The organism is Sphingobacterium olei, from assembly GCF_005048855.1.
Taxonomy (GTDB): Bacteria; Bacteroidota; Bacteroidia; order Sphingobacteriales; family Sphingobacteriaceae; genus Sphingobacterium; species Sphingobacterium olei.
The window spans coordinates 623607-644254 of record NZ_SUME01000001.1 but is presented as its reverse complement, the minus strand read 5'-3'; the positions used below and the strand labels follow the sequence as shown (position 1 = coordinate 644254).

General features: G+C 43.8%; 14 protein-coding genes. 2 read left to right on the top strand and 12 right to left on the bottom strand.

Features of this window, described 5'->3' with window-relative positions; translation table 11 throughout:
- Positions 1–37 precede the first annotated feature (37 nt).
- The 4 genes from FAZ15_RS02710 to FAZ15_RS02695 are packed head-to-tail and all read right to left on the bottom strand — an operon-like array spanning position 38 to position 7704.
- Positions 38–1276: a DUF5000 domain-containing lipoprotein gene (locus FAZ15_RS02710; protein ID WP_136899763.1), complete on the bottom strand. Its 1239-nt coding sequence runs from the start codon at positions 1274–1276 to the stop codon at positions 38–40.
- A gap of 29 nt (positions 1277–1305) precedes the next feature.
- Positions 1306–2535, bottom strand: a complete 1230-nt coding sequence (locus FAZ15_RS02705; RefSeq protein ID WP_136899762.1) for a DUF4959 domain-containing protein — start codon at positions 2533–2535, stop codon at positions 1306–1308.
- A 21-nt stretch (positions 2536–2556) separates the two neighbouring features.
- Positions 2557–4455, bottom strand: a complete 1899-nt coding sequence (locus tag FAZ15_RS02700) for a RagB/SusD family nutrient uptake outer membrane protein (RefSeq protein ID WP_136899761.1) — start codon at positions 4453–4455, stop codon at positions 2557–2559.
- Between the two features lie 12 nt (positions 4456–4467).
- On the bottom strand, positions 4468–7704 hold the full coding sequence (locus FAZ15_RS02695) for a SusC/RagA family TonB-linked outer membrane protein (protein WP_136899760.1): 3237 nt from the start codon (positions 7702–7704) through the stop codon (positions 4468–4470).
- Positions 7705–8105: 401 nt separating this feature from the next.
- Here FAZ15_RS02695 and FAZ15_RS02690 point away from each other — a divergent pair, with 401 nt between their 5' ends.
- Positions 8106–9209, top strand: a complete 1104-nt coding sequence (locus FAZ15_RS02690; RefSeq protein WP_136899759.1) for an NYN domain-containing protein — start codon at positions 8106–8108, stop codon at positions 9207–9209.
- Here the strand turns inward: FAZ15_RS02690 and FAZ15_RS02685 are convergent, their stop codons facing one another.
- From FAZ15_RS02685 to FAZ15_RS02675, 3 genes are read right to left on the bottom strand one after another with little or no spacing between them, the layout of a single operon-like run.
- Entirely contained in the window at positions 9210–12380 is a 3171-nt protein-coding gene (locus tag FAZ15_RS02685; RefSeq protein WP_317130481.1) for an error-prone DNA polymerase, read from the bottom strand.
- On the bottom strand, positions 12353–13855 hold the full coding sequence (locus FAZ15_RS02680) for a Y-family DNA polymerase (RefSeq protein WP_136899758.1): 1503 nt from the start codon (positions 13853–13855) through the stop codon (positions 12353–12355). The genes FAZ15_RS02685 and FAZ15_RS02680 overlap by 28 nt, the downstream gene beginning before the upstream one ends.
- Positions 13849–14649 carry an ImuA family protein gene (locus FAZ15_RS02675; RefSeq protein ID WP_136899757.1) on the bottom strand — a complete coding sequence of 267 codons (801 nt, stop codon included), beginning with the start codon at positions 14647–14649 and terminating at the stop codon, positions 13849–13851. Before FAZ15_RS02675 ends, FAZ15_RS02680 begins: the two co-directional genes overlap by 7 nt.
- A 54-nt stretch (positions 14650–14703) precedes the next feature.
- Between FAZ15_RS02675 and FAZ15_RS02670 the strand changes: the two genes are divergently transcribed.
- Entirely contained in the window at positions 14704–15510 is an 807-nt protein-coding gene (locus FAZ15_RS02670; protein ID WP_136899756.1) for an XRE family transcriptional regulator, read from the top strand.
- A 7-nt stretch (positions 15511–15517) separates the two neighbouring features.
- Here FAZ15_RS02670 and FAZ15_RS02665 read toward each other — a convergent pair whose 3' ends face one another.
- From FAZ15_RS02665 to FAZ15_RS02645, 5 genes are all read right to left on the bottom strand, one after another.
- Positions 15518–16480: a helix-turn-helix transcriptional regulator gene (locus FAZ15_RS02665; protein ID WP_136821929.1), complete on the bottom strand. Its 963-nt coding sequence runs from the start codon at positions 16478–16480 to the stop codon at positions 15518–15520.
- A 95-nt stretch (positions 16481–16575) separates the two neighbouring features.
- Entirely contained in the window at positions 16576–16863 is a 288-nt protein-coding gene (locus FAZ15_RS02660; protein WP_136821928.1) for a transcriptional repressor, read from the bottom strand.
- A gap of 6 nt (positions 16864–16869) precedes the next feature.
- Positions 16870–18615 carry a heme ABC transporter ATP-binding protein gene (locus FAZ15_RS02655; protein ID WP_136899755.1) on the bottom strand — a complete coding sequence of 582 codons (1746 nt, stop codon included), beginning with the start codon at positions 18613–18615 and terminating at the stop codon, positions 16870–16872.
- 7 nt (positions 18616–18622) lie between these two features.
- Positions 18623–19648, bottom strand: a complete 1026-nt coding sequence (locus tag FAZ15_RS02650; RefSeq protein WP_136899754.1) for a FecCD family ABC transporter permease — start codon at positions 19646–19648, stop codon at positions 18623–18625.
- A 68-nt stretch (positions 19649–19716) separates the two neighbouring features.
- Positions 19717–20577, bottom strand: a complete 861-nt coding sequence (locus FAZ15_RS02645) for a heme/hemin ABC transporter substrate-binding protein (RefSeq protein WP_136899753.1) — start codon at positions 20575–20577, stop codon at positions 19717–19719.
- Positions 20578–20648 lie beyond the last annotated feature (71 nt).

Genomic DNA, 20648 nt, shown 5'->3' with positions numbered 1-20648 from the left:
CAACGAATAAAAAAAAGTATAATGATTTAATAAAACATTAATTAGCTTCAAAAAATGTAAGTTCTGTAGCGTGCAAATAACCGGCACTACCCCATGTTTCTAAGACTTTAAATCGGAGATACCTTATTTCCGGCACGCTTGCGGGCATCATAAATTTTTCTCCGGCGCGGGCATACGTTCTGTCGCCGTCACTTACCTGCCCAGATGGTAGCCCCGAAGGCTTAACTGAGGTAAATGTCTCCAATTTTGTCCATTCAGTCCAGCTACCGTCCATATTGGGTGCCGTATCACTGCCCCATACTTCAAATACCTTAAAATTAGCCACCGCATATAATGCATTATCACGCTGCCATAGCCTGAAATGATCCAATTTCGCTGTGCGCCCCAAATCGAAGGTAAAAGACTGTGGCATTCCCGTTCCGCCGGTATGAAAACCTTCATCGGGGTTATCGCTAGTACTTTTATAATACCGATTGTTCCATAAATTGGATAATACCCAACTATATTCCTGATCGTTGTCTCCCGGAAGTAACATCGCCCTAAAGAGCGATTTATCGAGTTCTGTAATCTTGATAATAGTTGGAAAATCGGCAAACTCCATCACATGAAAAACGTCGTAAGAATCCGGTTCCGGTTGGTAGGAAGAGCGGTACTTGATCGCTGTACCAAGCTGGTAACCCGGAATAAGGATCGTATTCACATCTGCGTCAAGTTCTGCAGTAGCCTGTTCCCCCAAAGTATTGGTATAACTGATCGTTGTCGATACATTCATCGTATCTCTTCTGTTAAAATTCAACTGAAGAGTACCGTCTGCCAGAAATTGATAGGGATCTGAAGTATTATAGCCCCTATTCAACAGCGTTGACTCGTAGCTAGGACCATATACGCGCACGTTGTTTATGTCTTGCCCCACAGAAGCATTCCCCTCTTCGTCGTAAGCCGTGATGCTAAAGCTATATACATATTCATTCAGACCAGGAATAACGACCGTTATTTCTTCTGCTGGATCATGTGTAGTGGCTTCGACCGTCGCAGTGCCTGTACCGTTATTCCAGCGTACCACATAATTCTTGATATTCGGATCGGGACTTGGATTCCAAATCAGTACCGCTCTCAAATTGCCGGCCTGATAACGTACATTTCTAACGAGGCCGGGGTACACAACCTCTTTATTATCTAAATAGTCTTTATAGTCGTCCGCATATTTCTCGCATCCCAAGAATATGCTCCCCATCATGAGGAGACCTATAATATTAAAGATGACTTTCTGTCTCATCGTAGATATTTTTAATTTAACATTAAACGTTATTCGGGGCTGCCATAAAAAGATATCTCCATGGCATTGATATAATTGAGACCTCCCCAGGTTTGTGTCGCCACAAAACGGATATATTTTACGGGAGGAGCCGCACTCGGGATAACAAAATTAACACCCTCATTAGCCCAGGCATTGTCTGCAGCATTCGCGCGGTTACCCGGCAAACCAGATGGCGGATTTGGATAGGTAAAATTTCCCATATTCACCCAGTCTCCGGCTATTGTACCCGGCTCCGAACTACGTGGCAACGGTGCATCTTGCGGTTCATCTACATTAGATCCCCAAATGGTAATACCTTTTGCATTTTGGTCGGAGAACATATTCGGTAACCTATTCCATAGCACAAAGCGACTGATCTTAGCTGTCTGTCCTATGCCAAAAGTACCTACTGTTAATGGAGCCGTGGTTGTATGCCATCCGTTACCGTTTAAGCTTCCATCAAAAAAGTACCGAAGCTCCCAGCCAAATCCAATCGGCGCATCGCTTGGTAAACGGTACACGAAGAATTTGCTCTTATCCAATAGGGTTTCAAATAGCGGCACAACTTTGCTATACCTTATTTCTGATGTATTTCCAAAGCGATCGGATGTATACACCCCAAACTCCTGCTCGGTAGGTTCGAATCCGCGCAGCGATACAGCAACCGTATTGCCGCTAACATATATCGGATCCCGCTCTTCAAATTTATTTTTGGCCGGGTTAAACGCAAGCAAGTGTATTGATATAGGTGCCCCCGTAGGATTCGCCCCAATAAAACTGGCTCCACCAAAATCCGCTGCGATCTCTAATCCTTCATTGACCAGGATATAATTCGGTTTTTGAGGCTGTACCTTCACCATTACCGGATCTGATTTTACGTTAGCTCGGCTTACAGCATATAAAGTCACTTCGTATTCACCCTCTTCCGCAAATCCATCGACAATAATGGTGTCCCGATAATAACTTGTTTTGGACTCTCTAATCCGATTATCGTTGATGGGATATTGGGCCAAAACATACAGCAAATTCTTCGATTGGGGTAACTTATATGTAATGCGCGCCGATCCATTCAGGTTCTCTACTTTTATATCCGTTACGACATCGGGTTTGGACATATCATCAGATACGACCTCCACTGGAGATTCGCTTTTGCTACACGATACCGATAGTAGCGCGATCACAAAGACCAGAGGCATCACATAGGTTAGCCAGTCTGTTTTTTTTATTCGTTTTATCATAGCTCAAGTATTATAAAATGTCTACCAATAAGGGTTTTGCGTTAGATTTTCATTGACCACCACATCCGTATTGTTCAATGGCCACAAGTAATCTCTCAGTCCAAATACAGGAATAATCACCGTAGTCGGACGGTAATAACTTACCACATTTTCTTCGTTGACGTTCCATCCCTGTACTGGTCTGCCTAGTACAGACTGCAATTCTTTCCAACGACGTAAGTCCCAGCCCGCCTGTCCTTCAAAAGCCAGTTCAATGCGGCGTTCCTGCCGGATAATCTGCCGAAGACCATCTTTTGTAGTCGGCTTTGCCGGAGTTCTGGAGTAAGCCGACCAAGCCTCCCGAACACCTTCAAGGCCTGCCCGTTCACGTACTTTATCAATATAGGTATACACCTCTTCGGTGGGACTATTTTCCGCTTCATTCAGCGCTTCAGCATACAACAAATAAAGCCCTGCAAAACGGATCAACGAAATTTGGAAATTTGTAGGGGTCAATTGCGCATCGAATACTGACATATAATGGGTTAATTTTTTTGGCCAATATCCGGTAATGTTCGTCGAATTTAAACTCTTCGGACCGGCAATACCTGTTACACCCCGGGCTTGTACATGATAGGCATTTGCCTCCTGCGTCTGTCCATTTCCAAACCATATGCCACCGTCGAAACCGATAGCCGCATAAAAACGATGCTCCCGGTTGAAATGTGCCTTTACCGTCTCATAGCCTTGTTTAATATAGTGCTTATTGGCTTCATCACCCGTTTCTATGGCATACCTATTGGTATAATCCCAAGTATGGTCTTCATTGATGGGCACGCCGTTGTTTGTATAGAATAGTTCGGTCGTGGCCATGGGAACCGCCCAATTCGAGGGGTGACTATTGGACGTGCCTATTGCAAGGGTAGTCAATTTCGGGATGGTATACCCTTGATAATTAAATCCATGATTCAATGCCCATACCAGTTCTGGGTTTTCCTCCCAACGTTGGGTGATGATATTCTGCAAGGTGAGTACCTTTTTCAACTCATCGGACACGTCATTGCCTATCCCGGAGGTAGGTACATCCGTATAGAGGTGTAATCCCTGCTCTTCGCATTCATCTATAGCTTCCTTACAGGCGATCGCAGCTTTATTCCATTTTTGCGCATCATAGGAAGCCGGGAAAAGATCTCTCCCATCTTTATCTTTATAACCCGCATAATCAGGATTACCGTTAAACAGTGGGCTAGCTGCTGTTGCTAACATTTCTGCCTTTACGGCCATAGCCATAAATTTGGTGATACGCCCAAACTCCTGCGCTCGGTTTTCAATAATCGGGGGTAGATCAGGAATCGCTTCATCCATTAGGGAAATCACATAGTCAAATGATTCGTCGAGCGTAGCACGTTTGCGTTTAGTTTGCTCAACATCTACATCTACCGGATTATTCTCTTTAATCAGGATCACAGGTCCATACATCCGGATTAGCATGTAGTGATAGTAAGCCTTTAAGAACTTCGTTTCCGCTGTCCATCTCTTTTTTTCATCATCCCGTAAGTCGATGGGTTTATCCATGTTTTCCAACATAATGTTACACCGTCTGATGGCTCGATACATTTCTCCCCATTTTGGCAATACCGGATTACTGCTACTTTGCGTACCGCGTATGAAATCAAATCCTGTAGAATTAAAGAACTGTGTTTCCAGAACAGGATAAACAACTTCAGCAGAAATGGTAAAACCTGGATTGTAGATTACATCTGATTGTCGCTGCATGGTAGAATAGCAACCAAACAAGTAATTTTCGGCCTCATTTCTGTTCCGGAATGCATAATCCAATGTACCTACATCATCAGGCACAATATCCAAATACTTATTACATGACAGTGCCATTGAGCTCATCAGTATAAGGCTGATTAAATGATAATATATTTTTTTCATCTTTTTTCTATTTTACAGGTTTATATTCAGCCCCACATTAAACACCCTTTGAATCGGATAAGCAAATCCATTTCCTCCCTGCTCTGGATCCCAAAGCTTAAATGAGCTGAGTGTTAATAGGTTTAGACCGTTGAAATATATCCGGCAATTGGTCATTTTTAATCGTTGTGCTACATTGACGGGCAACGCATAACCTATTTCCAATGATTTTAACCGTATGAAGCTACCATCGCGCATCCACCAGGAACTGGTTTGTAAGTTATTGGCTATTTGAGCAGCATTAACACCCAAGCGTGGATATTGCGCATAGAGATCTTGATTCTCTTCCGACCAGTGACTGTCGGCGAATTCTTTTAGAACCTGCGTATTACCATAAATATATTGCTGAGGGCTCTGTACAAACGGGCTCACCCGCCAAGGATCTATAAAGAAAGATACCCGCGTCTGCCCTTGGAAGAAAGCCGATAGATCGAATCCCTTATATCCGGTAGAGAATCCGAAGCCATATACGACCTCAGGTGTGGTCGGATAGCCCATAAAAACCATATCCAAATTATCCACCCGACCATCACCATTCATATCACGGTATTTGATATCACCTCCCTGCGGCAGAATTCCCTGTATCACATTATCCCATCCATCCTGCACACTCATAATCTGTGTAGGTGAATTTCTGGCTTCTTCATCGTCCACAAATAACCGTTCTGCAATATAGCCGTAGTTTCTACTGATAGGCTGTCCTATGAATTGCCGCCAAGGTTCAGCATAATTGGGCTCTTCGACGTAGGTATATTGATTTGTCGCGTAGGTAAAATTTCCCCGGAAGGATGCCCATAAACCGCTACTAAAATTTTTACTGTAATCAATTGACAAGTCCATACCCTTAGAATCAACAATACCTAAATTGGTACTTATAGCCGACTCTAAACCTTCGCTGGAAGGAATATACCTCTCCCGTAGAATATCATAACGGTGGTTTTTATACACTTCGGCAACAATATTCATGTTACCAAATAAGGTAGCCTCCGCGGCAAGATTGCTCTGGCGGGAAGTTTCCCAACTAATATTATCGTTGGCATAGCTCCGGATAGTGACCCCTTTGCGTTCATATTGATTATTAAATCCAAATTGTGACCAGTTTCCACCCCCGGATAAGTCGACATTAGATAAGTAAAAGAAACGCTGACTACCGATCGCATCATTCCCGACCAAACCGTGGCTTCCCCTGATCTTCAGCTTCGTAAACCATCCATCCTTGTTCCAAAAATCTTCATTAGACGCTACCCAGGATGCACCAATGGTCGGAAAAAAACCATATCGATGTTCTTTTGCAAAGCGCTCGGAACCATTATAGCCAAAATTGAACTCCGTAAAATAGCGGTTCTTAAAGGAATAGGTCAATCTTCCGGCTAGTCCCATATTGCGATATGGCAAAGAATTATGTAAATCTGAAGCGCTGGAATATACGGTAGACTGCATGGTCCCAATAAGCGTTGAGCTCAACGTATGTGGGCCAAATGTACGGTTATAATCCGCCGCAGTCTGCAGATAGATAAACGAATTGGCATTCGGTTCGCTACGACTGTAGTTTAGGTATTCAGTAGCTACATTGTACCCTGTTGGCTGTGGATTCAACCACAATAAACTGTATTGATCCGTTAGCTCATCATAAGTATTAATATTATAGTAAAATGGACTATATGCCAGTTGTGAATCAAAATACGAACGACGATTGGTATTAAACAAAGCCTTGAATTTAAGTCCCTCTGTAATAAAACTAAAATCCTGATTCACTTCGAATTGTGCAGACATCCTTGATTCCGTAGAGCTTTTTTGACCTCGTAACAATTGAGCATAAGGATTATTGTACAAAATACTGTTACTGCTGGTACCTCCGGCCTGTCCATTATTCCCAAATAGGATATGCTGTGCATTTCGGTTGGCCTCATCCGGTTCATAATACGCCGGAAATAAAACCGGACTGGTATGTACCGCTACATTGTATAAATCCGACGCAAAAGAACCATCCACGGTAATAGGTCCACGGTATTCATTAAAATTACCTGAAAGCCGTACGATAACTTCCGTTGTTTTCGTAATGTTTACATTCACATTGGATCGCAACTGATAATTCTGAAAATTGACATTATTTTCGTTATTATTTCTGATATCCGTTTTCAGGACGCCATTATCTTTATTGTATGTCCCTGCTATATAATAACGGGCAACTGCACCTCCCCCGTTTAAACTTAAATTATTACGGTGCGTGATAGCACGCTTTTTAAATAACATATCGAGCCAGTCTACCGCTGGATATACATAAGGATTACTTCCCGCTGCGCCGTCTAGCGTTGCTTGCGTGTTCCGAATCTTGGATGGCGAGAACGGCAACGGTAATGCCGGTGTCCGAGTCAACGAGGCTTCGTTATAGAGGTGCATATATTCGATCGGATCAGACAATTCAATGGTTTTAGCGGATTCGGAGGATGAAAATTCAGAACGGAAGCTAATCTTTGCCTTACCTTCGGCTCCTTCTTTAGTACTTACCAAGATAACACCATTTGCTCCCCTAGCTCCGTACAATGCTGTAGCACTCGCATCCTTTAAGATAACAAAACTAGCGATATCATCCACATTCAGTCGTGCTAAGTCATTTGTGGACAACTCCACGTTGTCAATTAATATCAGGGGTTCCTGTCTGTATCCAAAAGTAGTAACACCACGGATAAAAAACTGCGAATTGTCCTGTCCTGGCTGCCCCGAACGCTGAAAACCAATGACGCCTGCAATCTGCCCCGCCATCGCGTTGGTCAGGTTACTGGCCGGAATCTTTAACTTGCCAGGTTCGATAGATGTTACCGAACCCACAACAGCCTCTTTCCGCTGTTTTTGACTAAATGCGGTCACTACTACCTCATCCAGGTCTGAACTGGCTTCCGTCATTACGATAGTCAGCGTCTGTCCCGATTCAGCGAGATTTACCTCTTGGGGTTCAAATCCAACAAACGAAAACACAAGGATAGCATTTTGATCTACTTCCAAAACAAATCGTCCATTTTCATCTGTACGTGTTTCTAAACCAGTATTTCCTTTAGGCTTGACATTGACCCCTACGAGTTTCCTGCCCAAGGCATCTGTAACAGAGCCGGTCACAATGGCTTTAGTGTTTTGGGCACGCACTGTTAAAACTGGCAGCTGCAGTAAAACAAGAAAACAGAAACAAGCTGCATAGTAATAAATAGGTTTCATATGTATATAATTTACTGTTAATTGGTCATATGGAATATTCATGTGCCCATAAATATTTTATACTTTTATTGGTTATTAAATTTTATGATGGCCAACGCTATCTTTTTAAACTATTTTGTCTTTTGAAAAAAATATAATGCCTTTTGGCTTATCAATTGATTATAACTATTACTTGTAGCCAGCTACAAGTATTAACTCAAAGGTAGTCGACAAATGAACCCTATAGATGTATAATTTAGTCGATTTGATGGATTATATTATCTTAGCTCAAGCGACATCCGAATTAGCCTCCTACATAAGGAGGTGTGTAGTGAAGGAGAAATGAACGGGAAATGTAGAGTTTTTGCTAATTAATAGCTACTTTGGACAAATATTTATAGCGCTATCTAAAAAATTGAACCATGGCAGAACAAAAAGATCTCAATATTGCTATCCTAATTGATGCCGATAATGTGTCTTATACTAAAATAGAAGGTATTCTCAACGAAGTAAAAAGATACGGTATCCCGACGATAAAGAGAATTTACGGCGATTGGACCAGTTCGTACGTAGTGGGTTGGAAGGAGTCTCTATTAATACATGCGATTACCCCTATTCAACAATACAGTTATACACAAGGAAAGAATTCTACAGATTCTGCATTAATTATCGATGCAATGGATATCTTGCATTCGGATCGCGTTGATGGTTTTTGCATTGTATCAAGCGACAGTGATTTTACAAGATTGGCTACCCGGCTTAGGGAATCCGGTAAACTCGTGCTGGGTGTTGGAGAAAGAAAAACACCCAAACCTTTTATCGCATCATGCGATAAATTTATTTACGTTGAAATATTAGACAAAAGTAAGGTGGAGGATCGTCTTGAAAACACGATCAATACAAAAGAAACTATTCAAAAACAGTCTCCACTCAAGAAGACTGAGCCCGTAATAGATAAAGAGACGCTATCCCTTTTAAAAGATACCGTCAACGATACGGCTGATGAAAGCGGTTGGGCCTTTCTCGCCGAAGTCGGCGGATTGATCTTAAAAAGAAAACCTGATTTTGATCCGCGTAATTATGGCTTCATGAAATTATCCCAGTTGTTTAAATCGTTAAAATCTGATTTTGAAATTGAGGAAAAGAATACGGAAAAATCAAAAATAAAACACATCTATATCAAAAGTATCACGCATAAATCCACACGTTTATCCGATACAACCCCAACACAAAAGGCTCCTCATGGCATTATTCCCTCAGCAGGCAATAAGATAACAGCTGATGACGTACGCAAAAATCAGATTCGGATCACAAAAGATGTCAAGCCTTTCTTTCCCAGCAGTAACCAAAAAATTAAAGTTTTAATCCGAAATGAATTCGAATGTACCTTTTCCCATCGCGGAGAGCGTCCACATGTTTTGCGCTTAGGAAAGGAAGCCGCCAATGAATTGGGATTAGCAGAGGGCATTACACTTGCCTTTACACGGATCGATGACAGGTATTATAAGATAGAAAAGGTAAGTTAATTATCTGAAATTTCTTCCCTTATAGAATACAGCATCCGTTTCTTCTTCATGGGTCTGCAGGCTGTGTAACCATTTGTTCATATTGTAACAGCGCGTTGCGATTACATGAATGACTTCTCCTTCTACCTGAATCTTGCCATCCACCATAAAGAGTTTGGCCTGTAATATTTCACGTCGGTATTTCTCAAACACTTTACCCCATAGCACGAGGTTGGCAAATCCTGTTTCGTCTTCTATCGTTACAAATAATACCCCTTTGGCTGTGCCGGGGCGCTGTCGTACCGTGATTATTCCACAGACTTTTACAGGCATGCCATTCTTTACAACTTTTAATTTTTCTGTTGGCACGACATGTAAAAGATCAAGCTGCTGCCGCAAAAAACTAACGGGATGCGCTTTGATCGAGAGCGACGTTGTGGCGTAATCCTGTACCACATGCTCACTGGCTGTCATCAGCGGTAGTACGATCTGTCCTTCTTTCGTGCTTTCTGAAGGTTGTCCCTCAAAAAGCGCTATTGGTCTATCCTTTAGTGCGGATACCTCCCATAAGGCCTGTCTTCGGTCTAAACCCAATGAACGAAAGCTATCTGCATCGGCCAGTCTTTCCATGGCCGCTATCGCTACAATAGAAGCTAAAGCTTCCACCGTACGGTAACCCGCCCCACGATGTGCAATCAACAATTGCACATCCTCTTCTGAAAGCCCCTTGACCTGCCTAAAACCAAGGCGCAAAGCATGGTACTTTATGCCAAATTTACCTTCTAACGTATTGTCCCAGTGGGAGTGATTGACATCTATAGGCAATACCGTAATCCCATGCCTGCGGGCATCGCTTACCAGCTGTGCAGGTTGGTAGAAACCCATAGGCTGGCTATTTAACAGGGAAGCAGCAAAGATATCGGGATAATGGTATTTGATCCAACTGGATACATATACCAATAAGGCAAAAGAGGCCGCATGACTTTCGGGAAAACCGTAACTACCAAATCCTTCCAGCTGTCGAAAAACGCGGTTGGCAAAATCTTCGGAATACCCTTTACCGACCATCCCATCCACCATCTTCCGATGAAAACGGCTCACCTCCCCTTTGGCCTTGAAGGTAGCCATGCTCCGCCGCAGCTCGTCTGCCTCTGCCGGTGTAAATCCCGCAGCCACGATAGCAATCTCCATGGCCTGCTCCTGAAACAACGGCACACCTAACGTACGCTTCAGGATATGTTTGATTTCTTCGGAAGGATAATCTACAGCTTCTTCTCCATTACGTCGACGTAGGTAGGGATGTACCATATCGCCCTGTATGGGACCCGGCCGTACAATAGCCACCTCAATAACCAAGTCATAAAAATTTTCAGGCCGCAGGCGTGGCAACATAGACATCTGCGCACGACTCTCGATCTGGAATACCCCCAGTGTGTCTGCATGGCTAATCATGTCGTATACCTTAGTGTCATCCTGTGGAATATTGGCCAGGGTAAAATTTTCTCCATAATGCTGTTTGGCCAGATCAAAAGCCTTACGGATACAGGTCAGCATACCTAACCCTAATACATCCACTTTCAGAAAACCCAATGCCTCCAGGTCATCTTTGTTCCATTCCAGATTCGTACGTCCTTCCATACGGGCCGGGATAATCGGACAGAGTTCGTGCAACTTTCCCTGCGTAATGACAAATCCGCCCGTATGTTGTCCCAGCTGCCTGGGAAAGCCCATAAGTTGTTCCGATAGCTCCAGTATTTTACGAAAATGGGGATCGGCCGGGTTGAATCCCTGCTCGACAAAGTGCTCCATCTCGAGTGTTGTATCCCAATGGGAGCCTATGGCATTGGAAAGGCGGCCAAGCGCGTCCATAGATAGCCCCATCGCTTTACCCACATCACGTATCGCTCCTTTGGAACGCTCTTGGGTTACGGTCGCCACAATTGCTGCGCGGTCACGTCCATATTTTTCATAGATGTACTGGATCACCTCTTCCCGTCGCTCGTGTTCAAAATCCACGTCGATATCCGGTGGTTCATCTCTGGCATCCGACATGAAACGGGCAAATAGCAGATTGATTTTTATAGGATTGACTGAGGTGATCCCCAAACAGTAACAGATCGTAGAATTGGCTGCCGAACCACGTCCCTGACAGAGGATACCGCGTTCGCGGGCAAATCGTACATAATCATATACCGTTAGGAAATAAGAAGCATAGTTCTTTCGTGCAATAAAATCAAGCTCCATCTCAATGGTTTCTTTTATCCTCGAAGGAATATCACCTCCAAATCGAGTAGCAGCCCCTTCCCAAGTCAATTGATTCAGTTCTTCTTGTGGTGTACGTCCATCTGTCGTCAATTCTTCGGGATACACATACTTCAGTTGATCCAGCGAAAAACTACAGGCATCTGCTATTTCTGTGGTACGCGCGATAGCATCGGGATAAGCCCGAAACAGACGCTCCATTTCTTCCTTGGGTTTCAGGTAACGTTCGGCATTGGGATGCAAACGAAATCCGGCATGATGAATCGTACATTTTTCCCGTATGCAGGTCAGGATATCCTGCAATTCGCGGCGCGATGGTTCATGATAATGTATATCCCCCAATGCCACCATGGGGGTGTGAAGCCGTTGCCCCAGTTGATTGATCCGAAACAGTTTTTTGGCATCATCTCCGCGGTAAGTACGTGACGCACCCAGATAGAACTGATGCTGAAGCGCACCCCGGTATTCTTCCATATGCTGGACAAATTCGGGCTCAAGTTCAAATGAGGGAGTAAGCTGATCAGGTGGCAGCGCGATGAATTTGATACCTTGACTATGGGCATATACATCGGCCTTATAGAGGTAACATTTTCCCTTCTCAGCACGCAGATTACCAGTAGTGAGCAAGGTTGAAAGCCGTCCATATGCCGCTAGATCTGTGGGGTAAGCCAATAAACTAGGTCCATCCAACAAATCAAGCCGACAAGCTGGAATAAGACGTATCTCCTGCTTACGTGTAGCGACATGAGCCCGCACGATCCCCGCCATGCTATTCCGGTCGGTCACTGCCAATGCTTTATATCCGAGCTGTGCTGCCTGTTCCACCAGTTCCTCCGGATGAGAAGCACCGCGAAGAAAACTGAAATTGGTGGTTACCTGTAACTCTACATACCCCATAGTCATCACGCAAAATATCCATGTAAATACCATTGATGAGATCGGTCATCGCTATAATGCCCTAAGCGGAATAACCAATACCGTCGCCCTTTCTCATCCTCTACATAATAATAATCGCGATGTTCGCCCTGGTCCATCCACCATTCCCGCTCAATCCGTTCGGGACCATCTGCCTTTTTGATCATATGCGTCTCTCCTTTATACCGGAACAGCATCGGAGGATAATCCGGAATAGGCACCGTTACTTCTATCGGCTGAGGTATGGTAAGCAATTGCGTAGGTCGTGGACGTTCGGTAGGCCAAGAAATCGAAGGTTGTTCTTCTAGCGATGCAGCCCGTTTCACGCCCCGCTCGGGCCAGTGGTGCTCATCGGGCAGATAACGTCGGATCGATTCCTCTCCCATGCGGCCAGCTATCCGATCCAGCAGATGGCCAATTTCTACACGATCAAAGGCGTTGTCCTTATTCCACAGTCTTTCCTGCTCCATATGCAGTTCCTCCACAACCGGTGCTTCTAAGACAAAAAGTTCAATCCCTAATCCCGGTGCTATATGAGCGATTTTCTCGTTGAATAACCGAACTAGATGCTGCCTGTCGCGCGAAGGGCGATTGGTTCCAATGGCAATTTCTTGAACCTTACCATCCATACGAAATGATTTGAAGACCGCTTTTCGCAATCCTTGACCTTCTTTAAACAGCCGAGCGGTTAACGTCTCCAGCAGATTATCCAAAGCAAGCTCTATTGCTTTTCGGGTGCGCACCGGTTCCATGCAGGGAAGTCGTTCCTGATACACGACTACTGGACATACCGGTTCCAGGTATTCCGGACTTGTACCCAATGCCTGCCCTATACGATCAAGCAACTGTTGCCCGAAACGACGACGTAAGGTCGTCGCAGGTAGATGTATGAAATCGCGAATTTTTCTCATCCCCAGCTTGTACATCCGTTGGGTAACAGCATCATCCAATCGTAGTGCTGCCGGTGGCAGGGGCAATAAAGCCGTCAGCAACTCGCCCTCCACAATAGTCTGTCCCTCTTTTCCATAGCGCGAAACAGCCCATGCTATCCCAGGGGTGTCTGCCATCGCAGCACGTACATGATATCCGCCCGCTTTCATCTTTGTTGTAATTTCTTTTAGATAATACCCCTCTCCTTTCCAAAGGTGTGTACAGCCACTTACATCCAACAGTAACCCATCTGGTACATCCACACTTACTAGGGGTGTATAGCGGAGACACCATTCTCCCAAACGGCGGAGCAATTTTTCGGACATAGCGGCATCAAAATCAAACACCAAGAGATTAGGAAAGAGTGCTTTGGCATCAGCCAGCACCATGTTCTCCTTAATACCTTCCGCCTCCGCTTCCTGGCTTACGGCGCGAATCAGCATTCGACCTTTTTCGGCCATGGTCAGCACAAAAGGTTCGCCCCGCAACTCAGGCTGACGAATTGCCAGCCTATCCGTGAGCAAATACGGAAACCAAATTGCGACATATCTCTTTACCATGTTCCTGTCTGTGCATAAACATCTCCCTTAGTTACTACTTGTGCATCTAGATAATGGAATTGTCCTGCAGCCCAACAAATCTGCCACGTTCCCGGTTTACCATTCCGGATCTTTTGCAGTTCCACTTGCCATGCTGGCCGGCCGATGCCGGGTAGCCCGGGATCTGAACTGCTCGGGAGCGGTCGAATATACCAACGTGACACGCAGGCCACATTTTCAATCCGTCTGGGGCGATACCGATGTAGGAAACCCGTGACCCGGCTCTGCTCTACCGCAAGCTGTAGCCTTCGGGAAGCTGTCAGGTCCATATCCCGGATTTCGCCCACTACTCCCGCTAAAGACGGACATTTTAATGCTTCTTCGATTGCCCATAGCGCATCCTTCTCCCGCGACACCTGGATGAATATCACCCGATCTGGATCTATACCAAAACCTGTAAGCGATGGCGGATACAGCTTGTTGCCTATACTTACCCATACACAAAGTCCTTTTTGTTTCATCAGCATCCCCATCAGGCAAGAAATAAATCCGCTGGACGATGCCGCCGCGGCTGCATCACTGCTAATAAATTCATGGATTGCACCTATCGGAAATATTCCTGTAGGAAAGGATTTATCCATTAGACCAAGATCGGAAAGTGGATTATTGCGGTCACTTGGCACAACGAATCCCTCTGCTGCAACAATCATCCTGCGCAGTTCCTCGATTCTATGCTTTTTATCCAATAAACCTTCCATATCCTCATTTTTTGCATATTCGCAAACCTGCGTATTTGCATCTAAGCAAAAATTCATTTATATTTGTCATTATAAATGACAAAACAACGTCATCAATAATAACAATACATAATGGAAGATGCAAAACTTTTTTTCAACACGAATCTGCGTTTCCTAAGGAATCGGAAAAAATTCAGCCAGGAATACCAGGCCCAATTGCTTGGTTTTACACGTAGTAAGTATACCGCGCTGGAAAACGGAAAGACAGAGAATCCACCACTTCTAGACCTCATAAAGATTTCTGATTTTTTTAAAGTGCCATTGGACAGCCTCCTTAAAGTAGACCTGAGCCATTGGAGTGAATTCGACCTGCGTAAAATGGAAACAGGTGCCAAAGAATATATCTCCGGTAACAATCTCCGGGTATTATCCATCACCGTGACTTCCGACAATAAGGAGAATATGGAGTACGTGCCGATTAAAGCCAAAGCAGGATACGCTGCAGGACATACAGATCCGGATTACCTGGCAACATTACCCAAATTTTCCTTACCCAATCTCCCCGAAGGAGCGACCTATAGGATGTTTCCTACTTCAGGTGATTCTATGCTCCCCATTCCCGAAGGAAGCGATATTGTGGCTTCCTATGTGCAGGATTGGACTACACTCAAAAGCAACAGCCTATGTATTGTGATTCTAAAAGGGGAACAGGATTTTGTATTTAAACAGGTAAGCCTACTCGAGGATGGAAAAATAAGGCTCACCTCATTGAACAGCAACTACCCCCCTTTTATAGTGCCCGTAGATGAGGTATTGGAGCTGTGGCAGTATGTGCGGCATCAGACCGATAGTGTCCCTGAACCAGAAACCGATTTACAGGAAATAAAACAACTGTTAATCGATATGCAAAAACATATCAGCAAATCGTCAATGGTCTAACCCTCTTTTACATTTTCAATTCACCGGGGGATATCCCGTAATACTTCTTAAAGGCGCTACTGAAATTATTCTGATGGCCAAATCCAGTAAGAAGAGAGACTTCATAAACCGTATTTTGTTTGGTAAGGAGCAGAATACGTGCTTTTTCCATTCTGATCCGCGTTAGGTAATCGTGTATCGTAACAGAGAAGTATTCTTTGAAATCCTTACGTAGTTTACTTTCACTCATCATAACGACAGAAGCCAATTCCTTTTGTGTTGGTGGATTAGCAATACGTTGTTCCAGAATCTGTCTCGCCATTTCGAGTCGCTGTATATCTTCGGAATTAAATACCTCCGCTGCTGGTGTCCCTTGCTCATTATATTGTTCAAATTGATACATGAGCAGCTCGACAATACGTGACTCCGTATGCAGTCGTCGGATCTCCCCTGACTTTTTAGACTCAATTAGTTCATGGATGGTATGTTGCATTTCATACGTAGCCATAAGATCCTCTTCGGCATAAGACGTATAATAGCCTTTTTCAATATTTTTCACAAAATCACGGTGCAAGAGAGAATCCCGCTTGATGAGGTTTAGGTAATATTCTTTAGAAATCACTGCGATGAAATAACTGTATTGCACACCGGTTTTCATCTCGTGGCTAGATTTTACGGTAGGAATATAGCGGATATTATGACGGCTCATTCCATAAGGTAGTTTACTGCCCGTTGTCTTGTAAAAGATAAACTGACTGGTAATGGCCTCACCTTCCACTTCAGTATAAATATGTACAGGCTTATCAAAACTCATCTCCGTATAGAGAATAAAAAGCCCGCTGGTAGACAGCTGATAATTTGTCATGGTAAGAGGATCGCGCTTAATCTCTATTCTTTTTTCGATCAGCGGCTTATCGGGCATGTAACGATCCGGTATCTCTTCGATAAAAAGCCATTCGTCTAACTCTTCAATTTTACTCTTGATCAACATATAGCAGGATATTCCATTATTTTCAGGTTAAAGATACGGTATTTTTTGCCAGAAAGTGCAGTTATTTAAAATCTTTCTAAATAAGAGGACACCTTTCAATCTGGCTTAATTGCGATCCGAAAAAGTTTCGTACGGTCTTCTTTCATTTTCTTTTCAACAATACCAGCACTTACGAACAGTCGCAATGTCTGGTAAATACAGCTCACACTCACTGTTCTTTTCATACTAATCCAAAGGTCTACGGCGTCTATCCAATCTTTTTGTAGTAGTATCTGATCAAGAATGATGTGTCGTTTTCTGGAGTACTGTAATTGCTGCTCAATACAATAATCCTGCAATAAACGATGTATATCTTCCTGTAAAGCTATTCGCATATGTTCCATAATGCATCAGATTTGAATGGATTTTTTTAGTTGTTCAGTCTGCGATTCTAATACAAAATTACTGCAACTGGGATGAGAAAGTAATCCCCTCTCTATTTGAAATTGCATCGCAACCCTATTATTTTCATCACATAAGCTAAATGTTACTCCATCTGTATCCTTTTCATTTATTTCCAACACAATTCTTAGCCCCTGTAACTTATCCAATGTAATGGTACAATCGGGATAGATAATCTGGTAGCGTTCTCCCTGATCGACCAAACTCATAATCTGGCCTTCGTACGTATATATCCCTTCTGCATTTATTAACGAACAAGATGCTCTTGTTTTCTGCGCAAAAGATTGAGCTACTATACTTTTCCACAAGGGCAGTGCAATCGACCTACCCATACATAGCGGAACAATAGATGGAGAAGTCGGCAAAAGTGTATCTGCATCTTTTTGAAGGGCGTCTTGATCGGGGGATTTATAGCGGGCCAGCAACCCATCATATTCTTCTTTGTTGCTGGTTCCTTCTATCAAAACCACCTTGTGGAGAAGTAAACCTTTATGATCGAAAAACTGGAAACTCTGTCCCCATTCATTGAATACGGCAACTCCTGCGCTCCACGTTGTCATATCCAAGCTCATTCGATATGCCTCATTTTGAACAATCCACACCTGGCGATTCTGATCGCTTATAGGCAGGGTATACACTCCTTTCATCTCCATATACCCCGCTTTATTATATGCGATAGAGTATACCGTACCCAGCTTAGCAAATTCGGTGAGTAATGCAACGAAGTCGGGAATAAGAAGACTGACGTGCTGTGGATAAGCCAATCTAAGCAGTCCTAGTTCCGATAGCCCCATCTCCATAGACTCTTCATCCAGTCTATACAACGGATCTGATTTATAATTCTTTATACAACCATCGATCACCTTATCCTTTTGTCGGATTTGTGGTAGTTTTGTATTAAACTGATCCGCATCCAAGAGCAACTCTTCCAACTTGACAATAGGCTTTAAAGTCTTGGTATCGATAGATACATCTGCCTGAACAGAAAATACCGTGTAAATATTTTGCTTTTCCATGACTTCAATCGGTGTGCCTTCACACCATTTACGGCCGTTTTTGAGCATCAGTATACGATCACTGTATAGGGCGGCCAGGTTGATATCATGTAATACAACCACCACCATAAAACCTTTTCTAGATAGCGCTTTAGTCAACGCCAGGACTTGTTGCTGAAACTGTAAATCCAGCGCAGATACAGGTTCATCCAATAAGAGCAAGCTATCCGGATTGTCCCATATCTGTACCAGCACACGTGCTAATTGTACCCGTTGCTGTTCGCCACCCGACAGGCTAAGGTAAGAGCGATCTGTAAAGATACTTACACCACACACGTCCATTACCTCCTCCACGATTTCTTGGTCGTGGATCGATGGCATAGAGCGGTAGTGTGGGTATCGACCCATTTGCACAATTTCTCCCACCTTAAACGCCATACTCATATTATTATGCTGTGCAAGCATTGCTCTTTTCTTCGCTAATTCCATGGGACTATATTGCTGAAGTGGTTTTCCCATTAAGCTTACCTGTCCTTCTGTAGGTACGGTGTCGCCACATAATAAACGCATAAGCGAAGATTTCCCAGCGCCATTAGCTCCCAACAATGCCAGTACCTCTCCTTTCCGCAATTGAAAGGAAACATCTTTAAGCAATTTTCTGCCCTTTACCTCGTAAGTTATTTTTTCGACACGTAACATGTGTATTTTATTCTTCAGTCATTAAAATATACAAGAAAACCGGTGTTCCCAGTAGTGCGGTAACTACACCTATCGGCAATTCTATAGGAGCCACCAGTACTCGGGATATGATATCAGCCAGCGTGAGGATTAAAGAACCGAAAACAGCCGAAGCAATCAGTACATATCGATGCTCTACACCTCCTAGTAAACGAACCGTATGCGGCACAAGCAGGCCGACAAAACCGATAATACCCGATACGGCTACCGAGGCCCCCACTGCCATTGTGGATAAGACAACAACCCACCGTTTTACTAGGTCGGTACGCATACCCAGAAGATCAGCTTGAGTTTCACCCAGTGCAAACGCATTCAGGGGTTTACTAAAAAAGGGTAAAATAAATAATGGGATCAAAATAAAAGGAAAGATTGCGATCACATTATCCCAGGTCGCACCACCAAGACTACCCAACATCCAGAACGTAATGGTCCGTAACTGCTGTTCGTCGGCTATGTAAGTAATTAATCCGGTCAATGCACCGGCAAAAGCGTTGATCGCAATACCTGCTAACAGCATTGTCGTTACCCGCGGTATGCCTTGCTTTTTTGAAAGCTGATACACCAAAAATGAGGTAAGCCCTGCTCCAACAAAGGCTGCAAAAGCCAATAGATAATACCCAAGCAATTGACTAAGACCCACAAAGAGGACAGTTTCAAACGCGATGATCAATACGGCGAATAACGAGGCTCCTGCAGATATCCCTATTAAGCCTGGCTCCGCCAACGGATTACGGAATATACCTTGTATGGCCGCACCAGACATTCCCAAAGCGGCACCGACCAACACACCCAATAAAACTCGTGGAAACCGAACGATGTAAAGTACATCATTATAGGTTTCATCAACCTGTACATCGTGCATCAGTCCAAACTTCTGTATCAACAGTATCAATACATCCTGCACCGGAATCGAAAAAGCGCCAACCCCAAGAGCAATGATCATCGTGAGCAGTAATCCGATACTCAGTATCCAGATAATCGTGTGTTGCTTCATCTAATTATATTGTTTTAAAATTGCAGATTCGGGAATACGCATAAGCAAAACAATCTGGAGATAAGCTCTTAATTTTTACCATACAATAGTGTATTAAGCTTAATTATCGCTTCAGGAAGACGTGTACTAAAATTAACCAATAAGGGACCGTTCATCTGTATGATACGCTTGTGTTTTCCCGCTTCTGTCGTCCCGATGCCTGGCATTTTAAGTATTGCCTCGATTCCCCCCAAGCTGCTCATTCCAAAGTCAAACATCAGGATGACATCTGGATTAGCTTTGACCAGGGACTCTGTTGTATAGGGTTTGAAATTCGCGAACTCCTGCACAGCATTGCGCCCTCCTGCCAAGGTTATTATTGCATCGAGACTGCTTCCTTTCCCAGCTACACTCATGGTACCAGTACCTCGTGCATAAATGAAGAGCACCTTTGCTTTTTCATCCTTCACATTTTTCGAAACAGCATCTTTTACAGCACGCAATTCCCGTTGCACCTTCTGTGTGAGCAGCTTTCCTTTATCGTTTACATTTAACGCCTGCGCAACAGACTCTATGTAACGGATAGCACCTTTTTCCGAAAATTCCTGCTTAATTTCAGCAACGCGAATGCCAGCGGATTTCAACTGCCCCAGAATACCTGCAGGAATATCGCCTGCAGGTGCTAGAATAAGGTCGGGCCGATAAGCTATAAGCCCCTCGGCTGATACCGACCTATTCTTACTGACTCGAGGCAGCTGAGCTGCCTCGGCAGGCGATACACTTGTTACATCAGCAGCAACAATGGATGCCCCCAACCCCAAGGAATAAACAGTCTCTGTTAAAGCACTACTCAGCGTAATAATACGCTGAGGTACTGCTGCCGTAGCCGTGAAAAACCATCCAATAAAAAGAATAGAAATCCAAGTCGGTAATAAATATTTGATCCTCATTTTGCAATATTAAAGTACAAATCAATCAATAATAAGTCTAAATAAAAATATTTTAATTTAGAACGCTTTGA